This window comes from Halomonas sp. AOP7-E1-9 (genome assembly GCF_052376035.1).
GTDB lineage: Bacteria > Pseudomonadota > Gammaproteobacteria > Pseudomonadales > Halomonadaceae > Vreelandella > Vreelandella citrativorans.
In genome coordinates, this window is sequence record NZ_JBQSVC010000052.1 from 1 (window position 1) to 14,348 (window position 14,348).

Here is a 14,348-nt window from a genome sequence, read left to right on the forward strand (position 1 = left end):
TTGGCGGCTAACGCCCACCGAATGCCGTCCTTTCTTGCGAATACCGGTGTCATCGATAATCCAGAAAGGCGTCGTATCGGGGGGAAGCAAGTAGGGTAGCACCTGCTGCGCCACGCCATTAAGCATCCCTCGGTCAGACCATCCAGAGCGAGCCACCAGGTGATGCAGCGACTGATGACAGGCCTGAACGTTATACGGATCGACACTGGCGGCGATGGGCTCGATACTCTTGCGTTTCAGCGGCAGCATCAAGCCACGACAGTAATCCTGAAAACCTTGCACCCGATCAGCATGGCCCAGGCGAGGCGCTAGCTCATCAAGATACGTCTCGAAGCGGTCGTGAAGTGCGTCGTTTACCATAATGCGAAATCGCTATACAGAGGACACAATACGTATTGATAACATGTCTATTTATGACACAGTAGTACTAGGCTAAAGCTGAGCACTGGAGGCAGAGCGACAGGTATGGCTTTTTCAATACACAATTGATTCTGCTCTTCGATGCATAGTAGGTTTCTTCGGCACTAAATTAGAAGGCTGGGAGGCGATGAACTCAGCAAGGCCGGCGGTCTCGCGACCAAAGACAGTGGAGGTGAAAGCTTTACGTGGTCCGGTATATGGACCCGAATTGTCAGCCTTTAATAGTGCCTTGGTCGCACCGTCGCGTGCTACTAAGGAATTCCTTTTTAGTTATTGGAGAAATAACCCTTTTGTACTAACGCAAGTTGCCGATGCAGATGGGCTGCTGCCAGCCTGATCGCCTTTCAAACCTGAATTCATAGAATAACTGCAGCACTTTGAGCCATTCGGTAGAAGTAGGAGGGCCAGCGCCGGCATCCTCCCTGCTTTACCGACCAAAGTGAAGCAGAGCATGGAATACCGGCAGCTGACCCAGACCCAACGATACCAGATTCACGCTCGTGCTGAGATAGGCATGAGCCAAAGACAGATCGCCAAAGACCTTGGCATTTATAACAGTACGATTAGTCGCGAGCTTCGTCGTAACGCGACTGCTGACGGTTATGAACCCGAGCTGGCTCAGCACCGTAGTGACAACCGGCGACGCACCGCCTGGAAGTGGACGAAGCGCCTACCCAGCATGATCAACATCGTCGCCAAGCAACTGCGTGAAGAGTGGAGCCCTGAGCAGATCAGCGGTTTCATGGCGCCTTTGATCGACAGGGGCGTTAGTCATCAGTGGATCTACGCCTTGATTTGGGATGACAAGGCTCGTGGAGGCGATCTCTGGCGGCACCTTCGTCAACCCAAGCGGCGTAGCAAGCACCGTGCTCACGCCAAGAGCGCAGGGCTCGGTAAAATTCCCAACCGTGTGGGCATTGAACACCGTCCCGCTGACGTCGATGACCGGCTCGTGATCGGTCATTGGGAGGGCGACACGGTGCTCAAGGGGCATAAGCAGTCAGGCCTGGTGACACTGGTGGAGCGCCGCAGTGGTTATTTAATGGCCGCGCGTTTGCCAAAGATAACGTCAGAACTGACCGAGAAAGCCATGATTCGGCTGCTCAAGCCTCGTCGCGGCGCAGTGAAGAGCATCACGCTGGACAATGGTTCAGAGTTTGCACGCCACGAGGAGGTTGCCAAGGCCGTTAGCGCGTCAATTTATTTCTGTGATGCTTACTGCTCGGGACAACGAGGCACGAATGAAAATACGAATGGCTTGATACGGCAGTATTTCCCCAAGGGAACAGACTTCCGGCAAATTACAGATGCCGAGGTACGACGCGTGGTCAACAAGTTAAATGATCGGCCTAGAAAGCGCCTCGGCTATCGAACACCGGCACAGGTGTTTCTGGGTGAATACTCAGGAGCCCTGAATACCGCAGGTGCTGCACTTATTAGTTGAATTCAGGAAAAAAGTATTCTATGCTAAAGGAGCCCCTGCAATTTGCAAGGTTGGAATGTTGTCCATCGTTGGCATTTGTTACCAATAAACTAAGCGGGGGACCCCTTCATGTATTTACGGTAATCCCCCCGAAAAATAATCGCGTTGATAAGTGGAATTTTGTAACCTGAAAACACAGGAGATTTCACATGCGCAAATCACGTTTTACCGACAGCCAAATCATGGCGATTTTGAAGCAGGCGGAGTCTGGTATGCCTGTCCCTGAACTGTGTCGCGAACACGGCATGAGCAGTGCCTCATTTTATAAATGGCGCTCCAGGTACGGTGGTATGGACACGTCCATGATGAAGCGCCTCAAGGAGTTGGAAGATGAGAACCAGCGCCTCAAGAAGATGTATGCCGAAGAGCGGTTGAAGGCAGAGTTGCGCCAGGAAGCCCTTGAGGGGAAGTGGTAAAGCCATCTCAACGCCGCGAGATGGCAAAGAATGTCGTTGAGACCGGTTGCTGCAGTATTCGACTGGCCTGTCAGGTTTTCGGGATCAGTGAAACCTGTTACCGCTATCAAGCGAAGCTGAGCCATGAGAACGCCGTTATCGCTGACTGGCTGGTGCGCCTGACTCGCCATCAGCGTAACTGGGGGTTTGGACTGTGTTATTTGTATCTGCGCAACGTGAAGGGCTTTGGTTGGAACCATAAACGGATCTACCGAATTTATCGGGCATTGGAGCTGAACTTGCGCATCAAGCCCAAAAAGCGATTGGTGCGTGAAAAGCCAGCGCCACTGGTTGTACCCACTGCGCTGAATACCTGCTGGTCGATGGACTTCATGCATGATCAGTTGGCCAATGGCCGAAAGTACCGGTTGTTCAACGTGATCGATGATTACAATCGAGAAGGCCTGATCATCGATGCAGACTTCTCACTGCCAGCAGAGCGCGTGATACGCTCCTTAAACCAGTTGATCGAATGGCGTGGCCGACCCAGGGCCATTCGGTGCGACAACGGCCCGGAATACATCAGTGGCAAACTAACCCGTTGGGCGAAGCAGAACGGTATTGAGTTGCTGCACATTCAACCTGGCAAGCCGCAGCAGAATGCCTACATCGAACGTTACAACCGAACAGTCCGTTATGATTGACTGAGTCATTATTTGTTCGACTCGATCGCTGAAGTACAGGATTTTGCCACACGCTGGCTCTGGACGTACAACCACGAGCGACCGAATATGGCATTGGGCGGGATAACACCGAAACAGAAGGTGACCATGGCTGCCTAACCAACTCTACTTATCGCCCCGGTTATAAATGGGGGGATTACCATCCCAGCCGCGGAGCGCAGGCATGTTGAGACGGTACGAACTTTGATTGAGGCAGGGGTTGACGTAGATCACGTTAACAATCTTCATTGGACCGCGCTGCTGGAGGCAATCATCTTGGGCGATGGGCAGGCCCACCATCGGAAAATCGTAGAGTTGTTAGTTGAGGCAGGCGCTAATGTTAACTTGGCGGATGGTAACGGCGTGACGCCACTGCAGCATGCAAGCGGTGCTAACTATCAGGATATCGAAAAAATCCTTATCGCTTCTGGCGCCCGCTAATATAAGGCCTAACCGCCACTTTTTTGTCAGCTAGTCATGCAAATAGCCAACGAGCTTGAAAAATAAAGCGACTCAAGGCCTGCTCAAGGTCATGGCTAAGCATTATTCATTGCTTTAAGGCTTACAGATAGCAAACTCTTAAGTTTAGATTCTTCCAAGTTATGATTAGCGTTAAGGCCTTGCAACAAGGATAAGAAGAGGGCTAGTGCTAACGGTGCTACTGAGTTTCTGGAATTTCACCTGGTACGCGGTATCTGACACTTTCTGCTTGCTGCTCTTCATAGCGTTTATTTTCATCGTCCGGCACAACGCCAAGTACGGTTTCTTTTGAGCCGTCTGGCCAGGTATACGTCGTGCATCCCGCTAGCGACGCCATTGCTATTAACGCCAGAAAAGCCACTATCCCGGTGGTGAGACGATATTGCAGCATAAAATTATTCCCTGTATTACGTTGGATTAATGAAAAGAATACGGAATTGTAGCAGTGACTATAGGGCTCATGTCAGCGGGTTGTAAATCGTCTTTTGTGTTGTGCGTACGAATAACCGTTTAAAAATAAATGTCTACACTGATATAGAGCGATAATACTGTATGGGGTGTGAGGGTATTTCGTTGGTTGACGATAGGCTTGGAGGAAAAGCCGGGGGGGGGGGGGCTCTTGAGACAAGTTAGCCCTTATCTAGCTGCTAATATAAGGTAACCATGGATAGATTGGCTTGTATCGAAGAGGTCTTTAATAGCCGATAGGGATACTGCCGACGAAAATGTAAGGATACATGATGCACTCATCGACAGAGCGCCGCTTGGTATGGCTTTCACGCTTAACGTTATTGGGAACGCTGCTGACTATTGTCGTTATCTTGGTCGGTGCCTGGACGCGTTTAGTGGACGCGGGGTTAGGTTGCCCGGATTGGCCTGGTTGCTATGGTCGCTTGCTCGTTCCTGATGGTGAGCATGCTGCTCTACGCCATCCCGATGCCCCCCTGGATGTTGCAAAAGCCTGGGTGGAAATGGTGCATCGTTATGTAGCTACTCTTCTCGGAATATTGGTTCTAAGCGTTTTAGTGCTTGGCTGGCCACTTCGCAATACTCGCCATTACCCTTGGTGCATTAGCGTGCTTCTAGTTGCCGCTATCATTATACAAGGGGGCTTTGGTGCATTTACCGTGACCCTCAAGCTTTGGCCTCAAGTGGTTACTTTACATTTGCTGGGCGGGCTAAGCGTATTGCTGCTCTTTTTCTGGCTGCATCTCAGGCTAACCAGTATTTCTGAGAAAAAGGTCATGGGAGCAAACTGCTTTAATGTTTTTTGGGGTTTAGCCGCCGTGCTATTGATTTTGCAGCTTGGTTTGGGGGGCTGGGTAACAAGTAACTATTCAGGTATGGCTTGCCAAGGGTTCCCCGCTTGTAATGGCCAGTGGTGGCCAACCATGGATCTTAGTGAAGGTTTCCATCTGACTCAAACGGTTGGCCCCAATTACCTGCATGGACAGCTGCATGCAGAAGCTCGGGTCGCGATTCACTATATGCATCGGCTAGGGGCGCTGTTGCTGGGTGTGTCACTCCTGATGCTTTGGTATCGATATCGCCACAACCCAAGTGTCGCTCGGGCGCTTGTATTTGTTATTGGGGTCTATGCGCTGCAGGTTGTACTTGGCATAGCCAACGTGTTGATGTGGTTGCCTTTGTGGTTGGCACTTGCGCATACTGCAGGGGCCGTTTTACTCGTGATTGGCATGGTGCGGGCTTGGTGGTGCGTGTGCTTGGGCGAGCGATAGAAGATAAGAGTTCAAATTTAAAATGATGTATAATTCCTGTTTAGTTTTTTGATGTACGACGGAGAGCATTATGAATTCGGTCAGCGCACTGATGGCGCTTACATTAGCGCTTGCTGTCATTGCGGCTTTATCCATGTACGCGCTTAAACTGCGCAAAGAGGTAAAACGCCGTGAAGCATTCCGCTTGGATGAAGATTTAAGGGCCCAGCAAAATAGCCTTGAAAATTTGGATTATGTAACAAGTGCATTGGTCCAAGGGCAGGTAGACATTACCGAAGGTTCATGGCGCTGCAAGGTGCTGCTTGAAATTGTTGATGCCAATCTTGAAGAGCATCCTGATTTTAAAGCCTTTTCTGAGGTTTATAACCGGACGCAGCATCTTAAAACGCACTCTGCTCGTGCCAATTTAACGCCCCGTGAGCGCATGAGCGAAGATAAGCAGCGTTTGGAAGTTGAGCGTGATATGAAGCCCGCGGTTCTGGCTGCTGCAGAAGCCGTTATAAAATGGCGTGCACAAGGCGGACCTGAGCTGTATAAAGGCGAAAATAAGAAGTAAGTTTGGTTTATTTTAGTGCGGCAATATGTTTTTTTGGTGCCGGATGTGGCAGTTTTGCTATGCTTGATATGTCGATGTTGGCAAGAAGTTGATATGTCGGCATTGTTGCCTTCAATGGTTAAAGCGTAATAATAGGCAGATTGTTCAATTCAGGCAGGGGAACGCCCGCGTGGTTAAAATTGAACAAGCGAAAAATGGATGCTCTCGCAATAAGAAGCATTGGATAGATTTGGCTATACGGCTAAGTCAGCACTGGATCAAGAAGGAGTCTTGTATGAAAAAGTCAACGACTGGGTTGCTAATCGGTTCCGCCTTGGTAGTGGGCCTTTCAGGCTGTGCCACTTCCGCTAATCAATCTTCTGGCCAAGCTGGTGCTAGCAGCAGTGACCGTAGCTGGTATCAGCACCCTGCTGTTTGCGGTCTGGCGGGAAGTTTGATTGGCGGTAGCATCGGCTATGCCACTAGCAGCTCTTCTGATGAAGATAGCGGTGCGGCAACGGGTGCTGTCGCTGGCGCTGCAATCGGTGGCCTGCTGTGTGCTGATCGTACGCCTGAGCCGGTAGCTCCGCAGTGCCCGACATACGGTGAAGTGCCTGCTGGTGTTGCCGTTGATGCGCAAGGTTGTCCGCTGGACTCCGATAATGACGGCGTGCCGGACTATCGTGACCAGTGTCCGGGTACCCCCGCTGGTGTAGAAGTAGACGCAGTAGGTTGCCCGCTAGACTCCGACGGTGACGGCGTGCCGGATTACCGTGACCAGTGCCCCAATACGCCAGCTGGCACCGAAGTAAACGCGCTGGGTTGCCCAGATAGCGTTGTTCTTCAAGACGTTAACTTCGAGTTTGATTCTGCTCAGTTGACCGATAATGCCCGTAACATCCTGAACGGTGTTGCTGAGCGTCTGGTTAATAACCCCGATGTGCGTGTAAGCATCGATGGTTATACCGATTCACGTGGTACAGCTGCTTATAACAAAGGCTTATCTCAGCGTCGTGCTGAATCTGTGACTGCTTATCTTGCTCAGCGTGGCGTAGAAGCTAACCGCATGCGTGCTGTTGGTTACGGTGAAGAGAATCCGATCGCTACGAACGAGACTGATGAAGGTCGCGCACTGAACCGCCGTGTTGAAATTGACGAGTGGAACTAATACGCAGACTGCTTGGGCGCTAAACGTGTAGTGCTTTTGCTGGATGTGCCGCACATTTACTGTGCGTATCGACGGGAGGCGTATGCCTCCCGTTTTTATTTTCTGCGGCGCTCAAGTCTGTTAGGCTACGCGCTTGTATAACGTTGTATCACTTATTAAACGCCACGATCATTGATAGCGAAATGTGATCCTTGGTATGGATCACCACTGCGCTCAAGGAATACTGAATGCCCATTGTGACACTACCTGACGGTAGCCAAAGAACATTTGAAGCACCACTTTCCATTATGCAGCTTGCAGAATCCATTGGCCCTGGTTTGGCTAAGGCCTGCGTTGCAGGGCGGATAGATGGCGTTTTAGTCGATGCTGCAGATGTTATCGAGCACGATGCAAACGTAGCGATTATTACTGCGCGTGACCCAGACGGCGTGGAGATCATTCGTCACTCCTGCGCGCATTTGATTGGTCATGCGGTAAAGCAGCTTTACCCGGACGCTAAAATGGCGATTGGGCCGGTCATTGATAACGGCTTTTATTATGATGTCGACTTTGGTCGTTCAATTACGCCAGAAGATTTAGAGGCAATTGAAAAACGTATGCAAGCGCTAATAGAGCGCGAGTACGATGTTGTCCGTGAATATGTTGATCGCGATAAAGCAATGTCGACGTTTTCTCAGCGTGATGAAACGTATAAACAGGAAATTATTCACGATATTCCTGACGGTGCGGATATCCGGCTTTATCATCATGAAGAGTACACGGATATGTGCCGTGGCCCTCATGTGCCTAATACCCGCCATCTAAAAGCGTTTAAGTTGACGAAGCTTGCCGGCGCCTATTGGCGCGGGGATGCTTCCAATCCCATGCTGACGCGTATTTATGGCACTGCCTGGGGCGATAAAAAGCAGCTGAAAGCGTACTTGAAGCGGCTTGAAGAGGCTGAAAAACGCGATCACCGTAAGCTTGCGCGCCGTCTTGATCTCTTCCATATGCAGGAAGAGGCGCCAGGGATGGTGTTTTGGCATCCGAACGGTTGGGCGTTATGGCAGCAGATCGAACAGTATATGCGAGGCGTTTATAAAGACGGCGGTTACCAGGAAATTCGCTGCCCGCAAATAATGGACGTATCGTTGTGGAAAAAATCAGGACATTGGGATAATTACGCGGACGGTATGTTCTTTACCGAATCCGAGAAGCGCGAGTATGCTCTCAAGCCCATGAATTGCCCTGGCCATGTGCAGGTGTTTAATTCCGGGTTGCGTAGCTACCGTGAGCTTCCGGTTCGCTTTGGTGAGTTTGGTGGTTGTCATCGTAACGAGCCCTCTGGCGCTTTGCATGGCATTATGCGTGTTCGTGCGTTTACTCAAGATGATGGTCATGTGTTTTGCACCGAAGCCCAGGTTGAGCCCGAGGTCACCAGCTTTCATCGCCAGGCGCTTAAGGTCTATACCGATTTTGGGTTTGAAGATATTGCCATTAAAATTGCGCTTCGCCCTGAGAAAAGAATTGGTAGTGATGACGTTTGGGATGAGGCGGAAGATGCGTTGCGTCGCGCGTTAAAAGCGTGTGATGTCGAATGGCAGGAGCTCCCTGGTGAAGGTGCGTTCTATGGCCCCAAGATTGAATACCATATGAAAGATTGCTTGGGGCGCGAGTGGCAGGTGGGCACCATGCAGGTTGATTTCATGATGCCCGAGCGTTTAGGTGCTCAATATGTGACTGAAGAGGGCGAACGTAAGCCGCCGGTCATGTTGCACCGTGCTATAGTAGGCTCAATGGAGCGCTTCATTGGTATCTTGATTGAACATTATGCGGGCGCTATGCCATTATGGTTGGCACCTCAGCAGGCGGTAGTGATGACAATCACCGATGCGCAGCGTGATTACGCTCTTGAATTAGAGCAACGTCTGCAAAAAAGTGGCTTACGAGCTAAAGCGGACTTGAGGAACGAGAAGATCGGCTTTAAAATCCGTGAGCATACGTTACAGAAAATTCCCTATCTCCTTGTGGTGGGAGATAAGGAAGTCGAAGCTGACTCAGTGGCCGTGCGAACTCGCAGCGGCGAAAACCTCGGCACAATGACAGTCGATGCACTTATCGAGCGTCTTGGTGCGGAGCGAGCAGCCCTGGCGACATCGTCAATTGCCTAAGGAGACGGAACGATCAAGCGAAGCAATCAGCGCGGGCGTCCAGCAGACAAACGCCCACCAATGAACGAGCGAATTACCGAAGAAGAAGTGCGTTTAATCGATGCTGAAGGTGAGCAGTTGGGCGTTGTGCCTACCACCGAAGCGATTGAGCGTGCAGAAACTGCCGGTTTAGACCTCGTGCAAATTTCGAATGCCGATCCCATTGTCTGTAAGATTATGGATTACGGTAAATTCGTTTTTGAGACGAAGAAGCAGAAAGCGGCTCAAAAGAAAAAGCAAAAGCAAATCCAGGTTAAGGAAGTTAAATTCCGTCCTGGCACCGACGAAGGCGATTATCAGGTAAAATTGAAAAACCTGATGCGCTTTTTGGAAGGTGGTGACAAGGGTAAGGTCACTTTGCGCTTCCGTGGTCGTGAAATGGCGCACCAGGACATCGGCCGCAAGCTGATGGAAAGGATCGCGGCAGACCTGGAAGAGATCGGAACGGTGGAATCCTTCCCGAAAATGGAAGGCCGCCAGATGATCATGATTCTTGCCCCGAAAAAGAAGTGATCCAACGGCGAAACCAACGGGCCATCGCGTAGGTGATGGTCGGCCCTGGATTTTCTAAAAAATATCGAGCGGAGTTTTCTCATGCCGAAAATCAAAAGCAACAGCGGCGCTGCAAAGCGCTTTAAAAAGACCGCTAATGGCTTCAAGCACAAGCAGTCTCACCGTAGCCACATCCTGACCAAAAAATCGACTAAGCGTAAGCGTCAGCTGCGTGGAATGAAGCAGGTTCACGCTGCTGATAAAGCGCTGATCCAGCGCATGCTGCCAAACCTATAAGTCGTTTTTTTGTCTGAGTGCTTAAAGCCTCAGCTATAAAGTCAGGAGTGTGTTATGACTCGTGTTAAGCGTGGTGTAGTTGCCCGTCGTCGCCATAAAAAAGTATTGAAGCAGGCTAAAGGTTACTACGGTGCCCGTTCGCGTGTTTTCCGTGTAGCTAAACAGGCCGTTATCAAAGCAGGTCAGTATGCTTATCGTGACCGCCGCAACCGTAAGCGTCAGTTCCGTGCGCTGTGGATTCAGCGTATTAACGCTGCTGCACGCATCAACGGTATGTCTTACAGCCGCTTTGTTGGCGGTTTGAAGAAAGCCGGCATCGAAATTGACCGTAAAGTATTGGCTGATCTGGCTGTACACGAAAAAGCCGCATTTGCTGCTATCGTGGAAAAAGCTAAGGCTGCCCAATAACGTCATAGCTGTGCAAATGCCAGCGTGAATTGACGAAGGTCATTTCAGTGTGACCCGCAGGGGAAGAGCAGCCGCTCTTCCCCTGTTTTTTTGTCACCTTCAATGTGCGACACCCTCATAAAAGGGAACCGCTTAATTCGGAGTGAAACGGATGGACCACCTTCCTACTCTGGTGTCTGAAGCACGTGATGCCATTCAGGCTTCGCAAGATGTTGCTTCGCTGGATGAGTTGCGAGTTCGCTATTTAGGCAAAAAAGGCGAAGTAACGGCTTTGCTGAAAGGGTTAGGCAAGCTAACAGCCGAAGAGCGCCCGGCTGCTGGCGAACGCATTAACCAGGCAAAGCAAACATTGGCTAATGAAATTGACGCTAAGCGCCAGCAGCTTGAAAACGCAGCATTGAATGCACGGTTGGCCGCTGAGCGCATCGATGTTACGTTGCCGGGCCGTGGGCAGGCCAGTGGTGGCTTGCACCCGGTTACGCGTACGCTTGAACGTATCGAAAGCTTATTTACGCGTATCGGTTATGACGTCGCGGTAGGACCAGAAATTGAAGATGACTATCACAATTTCGAAGCGCTCAATATTCCTGCGCATCACCCGGCACGCGGCATGGCGGATACGTTCTATTTTGATGCAACGCGGCTGTTAAGAACGCACACTTCACCCGTTCAAGTGCGCACAATGAAAGAGAGCGAGCCGCCCATTCGGATTGTGTGCCCCGGACGCGTTTATCGTAGCGACTCCGACCTGACGCATACGCCTATGTTTCACCAAGTGGAAGGACTGCTGGTGGACGAAGGGGTTAGCTTTGCTGACCTAAAGGGCACGATTGAAGACTTTCTGCAGGCGTTTTTTGAGCGGGACGACCTTTCTGTTCGCTTCCGCCCTTCGTATTTTCCATTTACCGAGCCTTCTGCTGAAGTCGATATCCAATGCGTTATGTGCAGCGGTTCAGGCTGCCGTGTTTGCTCGCATAGTGGCTGGCTGGAAGTAATGGGTTGCGGCATGGTACATCCTGAAGTTTTCCGCCACTCGGGTATTGATACTGAACGCTATACCGGCTTTGCCTTTGGCATGGGGGCTGAGCGCTTAGCGATGCTGCGTTACGGTGTAAACGACTTGCGCCTGTTCTTTGAAAACGACCTGCGCTTCTTGCGCCAATTCGCTTAAGACCGCTGCCGAACACAGGAACGATCATGAAATTTTCAGAACAGTGGCTGCGCGAATGGGTATCACCGCAGCTGGACACGCAGGCGATTGCTGATCAGATCACGATGGCCGGCTTGGAAGTCGATGCAGTTGAAGCCGTAGCCGCTGCGTTTAGCGGCGTTGTCGTTGCTGAGGTGCTTACCAAAGAGAAGCACCCGGATGCCGACAAATTAAACGTATGTACCGTTAATGATGGCTCGGGTGAACCGGTGCAGGTGGTGTGCGGTGCAGCAAACGTGGATATCGGCCAGAAGATTCCTTTTGCTCAGGTAGGGGGCGTGCTGCCAGGCGATTTCAAAATCAAGAAGGCCAAGCTGCGCGGTGTAGAGTCACGCGGCATGATTTGTTCAGCATCGGAACTTGGGCTTGAGGAAGAAACCTCGCCTGGTATTCTGGTATTGGCTAATTCTGCGCCTGTTGGCGTCGATTTTCGCGAATATATGCACCTCAATGATATGACCATTGAGGTGGATCTTACGCCTAACCGCGGAGATTGCTTAAGTGTCAAAGGGCTTGCCCGTGAGGTGGGCGTACTTAATCGGTTAGCCGTAACGCCACCGGTCATTGAACCTGCCGCGGCTGTAATAGATGACACCTTTGCAGTCAGCGTTGAAGCACCTGAGCAGTGTCCTCGCTATGTGGGTCGCCTCATCAAGGGCATTAATGTAAAAGCGGAAACACCGCTTTGGATGGTAGAGCGTCTGCGTCGTAGCGGTATCCGTTCCATTGATCCTGTGGTGGACGTTACTAATTACGTCATGCTGGAGCTTGGCCAGCCGATGCACGCGTTTGATCGCGATAATTTGAACGGTCGCATCGTTGTGCGCATGGCGAAAGAGGGGGAGCGGCTAACCTTGCTGGATGGGCAAGACGTTGCCCTGCGCCCCGGAACATTAATGATTGCCGATGAGGCGGGTCCGCTTGCCATGGCGGGAGTCATGGGCGGAGAGAATTCTGGGGTTAACGAAACTACCCAGACGATTTTCCTGGAGTCGGCATTTTTTACACCACTGGCGATTGCGGGTAAGGCGCGCTCTTACGGTTTGCACACCGATGCGTCACACCGGTTTGAGCGTGGCGTGGACCCTGAGCTTGCTACAGCGGCCATTGAGCGTGCGACACGCTTACTGTTGGATATTTGTGGCGGCCAGCCTGGCCCTGTCACTGCATGCGTCAGTGAAGAGCATGTGCCTGCTTCTCGCACTATTTTGCTGCGTGAAGCGCGTTTGGAAAGTGCGCTTTCCAAGAAATTGGCCAATGAAGATGTCACCGACATTCTGACGCGTTTGGGTCTTGAGGTGAGTCAGCAGGCTGAAGGCTGGTCGGCTGTTGCGCCTAGCTGGCGTTTCGATGTCGCGATTGAAGAAGACCTGATCGAAGAGATCGCCCGAATTCATGGCTACAATAATCTGCCTGTTCGTCGCCCGGCTGCACGGTTAGCGCTGCGCTCTGCAGATGAAGCAACACTCACCCAAGCGCAGTTGCGTCGCCAAATGGTCGCTCGTGGTTTCCAGGAGGCGATTACTTATAGCTTTGTGGCTCCCGAGCTTCAGGCCGCTATATTGCCTGATGCCGTCTCTCCGGTGCTTGCTAACCCCATTTCAGCGGATCTCTCAGTGATGCGGGCCAGTCTTTTCCCGGGGCTGGTGCGGGCCATGGAGCATAACTTAAACCGTCAGCAAACCCGTGTTCGCCTGTTCGAAACGGGGCTGGTATTTAATGGCGAGCTGGATCAACTGTCCCAGGTTCCCATGATGGGGGCGTTAGTCTGTGGTAGTCGGGAAACGGAAGGCTGGGCAGGTTCTAAAGAGCGTATCGACTTTTACGATCTCAAAGGGGATCTTGAAAGCCTTTTAGCCTTGGGTGGCAATCTTGATGCGTGGCGCTTTGAGCCAGCCGAGCATCCAGCGCTTCACCCCGGCCAGAGTGCTGAAATACAGTACAACGGCGAGCATGCCGGTTGGATTGGGACTTTGCACCCGCAAGTGCGCGCCAAGCTGGGCCTTAAAGTGGATGCGGTACTCTTTGAAGTACGCCTGGATACGTTAAGCCAAGGGCAGATCCCGGCCTTTGAAGCGTTATCACGTTATCCTGAAGTGCGACGCGATCTGGCGTTTATCGTAAAGCAAGTGGTGCCCGTTCAGGCTCTACTGGATTGCGCTAAAGAAAAAGCCGGTGATTACTTAAAAGACATTACGCTATTTGATGTCTATGCTGGTAAAGGCGTGGCGGACGACCATAAGAGTATTGCGTTAGGCTTGACCTGGCAGCATCCTTCACGCACGCTAAACGATGAAGAAATCAACCAGTTGGTAGATTCCATCGTGACACAAGTGCGTGTCCAGTTGGAGGCTGAGCTACGCGGCTGACAATAATATGCCACGACACGGCGCTTATCACGTTCTTGGCAATGCGTTTGCTACAAGGAGGGTCCTATGGGTGCGTTGACCAAAGCAGAGCTGGCAGAGCATTTACATACTGAGCTGGCACTGTCTAAACGAGAAGCAAAAACCATGGTCGAAGCTTTTTTCGAAGAGATTCGAGCCTGCTTACGAGAAAATGAACAGGTTAAGCTGTCTGGGTTTGGTAACTTTGATTTGCGTGATAAGCGTGAACGGCCGGGCCGTAACCCAAAAACCGGTGAAGAAATACCTATTTCTGCCCGCCGTGTTGTGACCTTTCGACCAGGTCAAAAATTAAAGCAGCAAGTCGAGCACTATGTGAAAACCAAGTAGTCCTTGATGTTAATGACCTACCCGTAGCGTCGTTTTCGCTATATAACGGAGTGCCTTTGGGCGCTCCGTTTTTTT

14 protein-coding genes and 1 pseudogene are annotated in these 14,348 nt (G+C 51.3%); 13 read left to right on the forward strand and 2 right to left on the reverse strand.

From position 1 onward, the window contains the following. A partial coding sequence (locus ACT3R4_RS17460; protein ID WP_496201262.1) for a transposase occupies window positions 1-360 on the reverse strand: 360 nt, incomplete at its 3' end. A gap of 511 nt (window positions 361-871) precedes the next feature. On the opposite strand from ACT3R4_RS17460, the gene ACT3R4_RS17465 reads away from it, so the two are divergent. From ACT3R4_RS17465 to ACT3R4_RS17475, 3 genes and pseudogenes are all read left to right on the forward strand, one after another. Continuing rightward, entirely contained in the window at window positions 872-1,864 is a 993-nt protein-coding gene (locus tag ACT3R4_RS17465; protein ID WP_441680093.1) for an IS30 family transposase, read from the forward strand. Between the two features lie 188 nt (window positions 1,865-2,052). Next, a pseudogene (locus tag ACT3R4_RS17470) lies at window positions 2,053-3,140 on the forward strand (IS3 family transposase). Window positions 3,141-3,182: 42 nt separating this feature from the next. Next, window positions 3,183-3,461 carry an ankyrin repeat domain-containing protein gene (locus ACT3R4_RS17475; RefSeq protein WP_441680098.1) on the forward strand — a complete coding sequence of 93 codons (279 nt, stop codon included), beginning with the start codon at window positions 3,183-3,185 and terminating at the stop codon, window positions 3,459-3,461. A 217-nt stretch (window positions 3,462-3,678) separates the two neighbouring features. On the opposite strand, the gene ACT3R4_RS17480 is transcribed toward ACT3R4_RS17475, so the two are convergent. Then, complete coding sequence (locus ACT3R4_RS17480) at window positions 3,679-3,891, reverse strand: hypothetical protein (RefSeq protein ID WP_172118812.1); 213 nt, start codon at window positions 3,889-3,891, stop codon at window positions 3,679-3,681. A gap of 349 nt (window positions 3,892-4,240) precedes the next feature. Between ACT3R4_RS17480 and ACT3R4_RS17485 the strand changes: the two genes are divergently transcribed. From ACT3R4_RS17485 to ACT3R4_RS17530, 10 genes are all read left to right on the forward strand, one after another. Then, window positions 4,241-5,239, forward strand: a complete 999-nt coding sequence (locus ACT3R4_RS17485) for a COX15/CtaA family protein (protein ID WP_172118811.1) — start codon at window positions 4,241-4,243, stop codon at window positions 5,237-5,239. Between the two features lie 70 nt (window positions 5,240-5,309). After that, the gene (locus tag ACT3R4_RS17490) at window positions 5,310-5,795 is read left to right on the forward strand and encodes a DUF2489 domain-containing protein (RefSeq protein WP_441680095.1); all 486 of its coding nucleotides are present in this window, start codon (window positions 5,310-5,312) and stop codon (window positions 5,793-5,795) included. A 274-nt stretch (window positions 5,796-6,069) separates the two neighbouring features. Beyond that, on the forward strand, window positions 6,070-6,942 hold the full coding sequence (locus ACT3R4_RS17495) for an OmpA family protein (protein WP_172118809.1): 873 nt from the start codon (window positions 6,070-6,072) through the stop codon (window positions 6,940-6,942). Between the two features lie 227 nt (window positions 6,943-7,169). Then, window positions 7,170-9,092 carry a threonine--tRNA ligase gene (thrS, locus tag ACT3R4_RS17500; RefSeq protein ID WP_172118808.1) on the forward strand — a complete coding sequence of 641 codons (1,923 nt, stop codon included), beginning with the start codon at window positions 7,170-7,172 and terminating at the stop codon, window positions 9,090-9,092. Between the two features lie 60 nt (window positions 9,093-9,152). Beyond that, the gene (gene infC, locus ACT3R4_RS17505) at window positions 9,153-9,644 is read left to right on the forward strand and encodes a translation initiation factor IF-3 (protein ID WP_193054550.1); all 492 of its coding nucleotides are present in this window, start codon (window positions 9,153-9,155) and stop codon (window positions 9,642-9,644) included. Between the two features lie 81 nt (window positions 9,645-9,725). Further along, the gene (gene rpmI, locus ACT3R4_RS17510; RefSeq protein WP_087111489.1) at window positions 9,726-9,920 is read left to right on the forward strand and encodes a 50S ribosomal protein L35; all 195 of its coding nucleotides are present in this window, start codon (window positions 9,726-9,728) and stop codon (window positions 9,918-9,920) included. A gap of 54 nt (window positions 9,921-9,974) precedes the next feature. Beyond that, window positions 9,975-10,328: a 50S ribosomal protein L20 gene (rplT, locus tag ACT3R4_RS17515; protein WP_018916261.1), complete on the forward strand. Its 354-nt coding sequence runs from the start codon at window positions 9,975-9,977 to the stop codon at window positions 10,326-10,328. A gap of 151 nt (window positions 10,329-10,479) precedes the next feature. Continuing rightward, window positions 10,480-11,499, forward strand: coding sequence for a phenylalanine--tRNA ligase subunit alpha (pheS, locus tag ACT3R4_RS17520; RefSeq protein ID WP_192527091.1), 1,020 nt, complete (start codon window positions 10,480-10,482; stop codon window positions 11,497-11,499). A 26-nt stretch (window positions 11,500-11,525) separates the two neighbouring features. After that, entirely contained in the window at window positions 11,526-13,907 is a 2,382-nt protein-coding gene (pheT, locus tag ACT3R4_RS17525; RefSeq protein WP_193054552.1) for a phenylalanine--tRNA ligase subunit beta, read from the forward strand. A gap of 66 nt (window positions 13,908-13,973) precedes the next feature. Continuing rightward, window positions 13,974-14,273 (forward strand): integration host factor subunit alpha, encoded by a 300-nt coding sequence (locus ACT3R4_RS17530; protein WP_087111483.1) that lies wholly within the window; start codon window positions 13,974-13,976, stop codon window positions 14,271-14,273. Window positions 14,274-14,348: the final 75 nt, after the last annotated feature.

Excerpts from the sequence above, each read along its gene's own strand:
- ACT3R4_RS17465 (WP_441680093.1), top strand. The coding sequence starts at position 872 with ATGGAATACCGGCAGCTGACCCAGACCCAACGATACCAGATTCACGCT.
- ACT3R4_RS17480 (WP_172118812.1), bottom strand. The coding sequence starts at position 3,891 with ATGCTGCAATATCGTCTCACCACCGGGATAGTGGCTTTTCTGGCGTTA.
- ACT3R4_RS17485 (WP_172118811.1), top strand. The coding sequence starts at position 4,241 with ATGCACTCATCGACAGAGCGCCGCTTGGTATGGCTTTCACGCTTAACG.
- ACT3R4_RS17490 (WP_441680095.1), top strand. The coding sequence starts at position 5,310 with ATGAATTCGGTCAGCGCACTGATGGCGCTTACATTAGCGCTTGCTGTC.
- ACT3R4_RS17495 (WP_172118809.1), top strand. The coding sequence starts at position 6,070 with ATGAAAAAGTCAACGACTGGGTTGCTAATCGGTTCCGCCTTGGTAGTG.
- thrS (WP_172118808.1), top strand. The coding sequence starts at position 7,170 with ATGCCCATTGTGACACTACCTGACGGTAGCCAAAGAACATTTGAAGCA.
- infC (WP_193054550.1), top strand. The coding sequence starts at position 9,153 with ATGAACGAGCGAATTACCGAAGAAGAAGTGCGTTTAATCGATGCTGAA.
- rpmI (WP_087111489.1), top strand. The coding sequence starts at position 9,726 with ATGCCGAAAATCAAAAGCAACAGCGGCGCTGCAAAGCGCTTTAAAAAG.
- rplT (WP_018916261.1), top strand. The coding sequence starts at position 9,975 with ATGACTCGTGTTAAGCGTGGTGTAGTTGCCCGTCGTCGCCATAAAAAA.
- pheS (WP_192527091.1), top strand. The coding sequence starts at position 10,480 with ATGGACCACCTTCCTACTCTGGTGTCTGAAGCACGTGATGCCATTCAG.
- pheT (WP_193054552.1), top strand. The coding sequence starts at position 11,526 with ATGAAATTTTCAGAACAGTGGCTGCGCGAATGGGTATCACCGCAGCTG.
- ACT3R4_RS17530 (WP_087111483.1), top strand. The coding sequence starts at position 13,974 with ATGGGTGCGTTGACCAAAGCAGAGCTGGCAGAGCATTTACATACTGAG.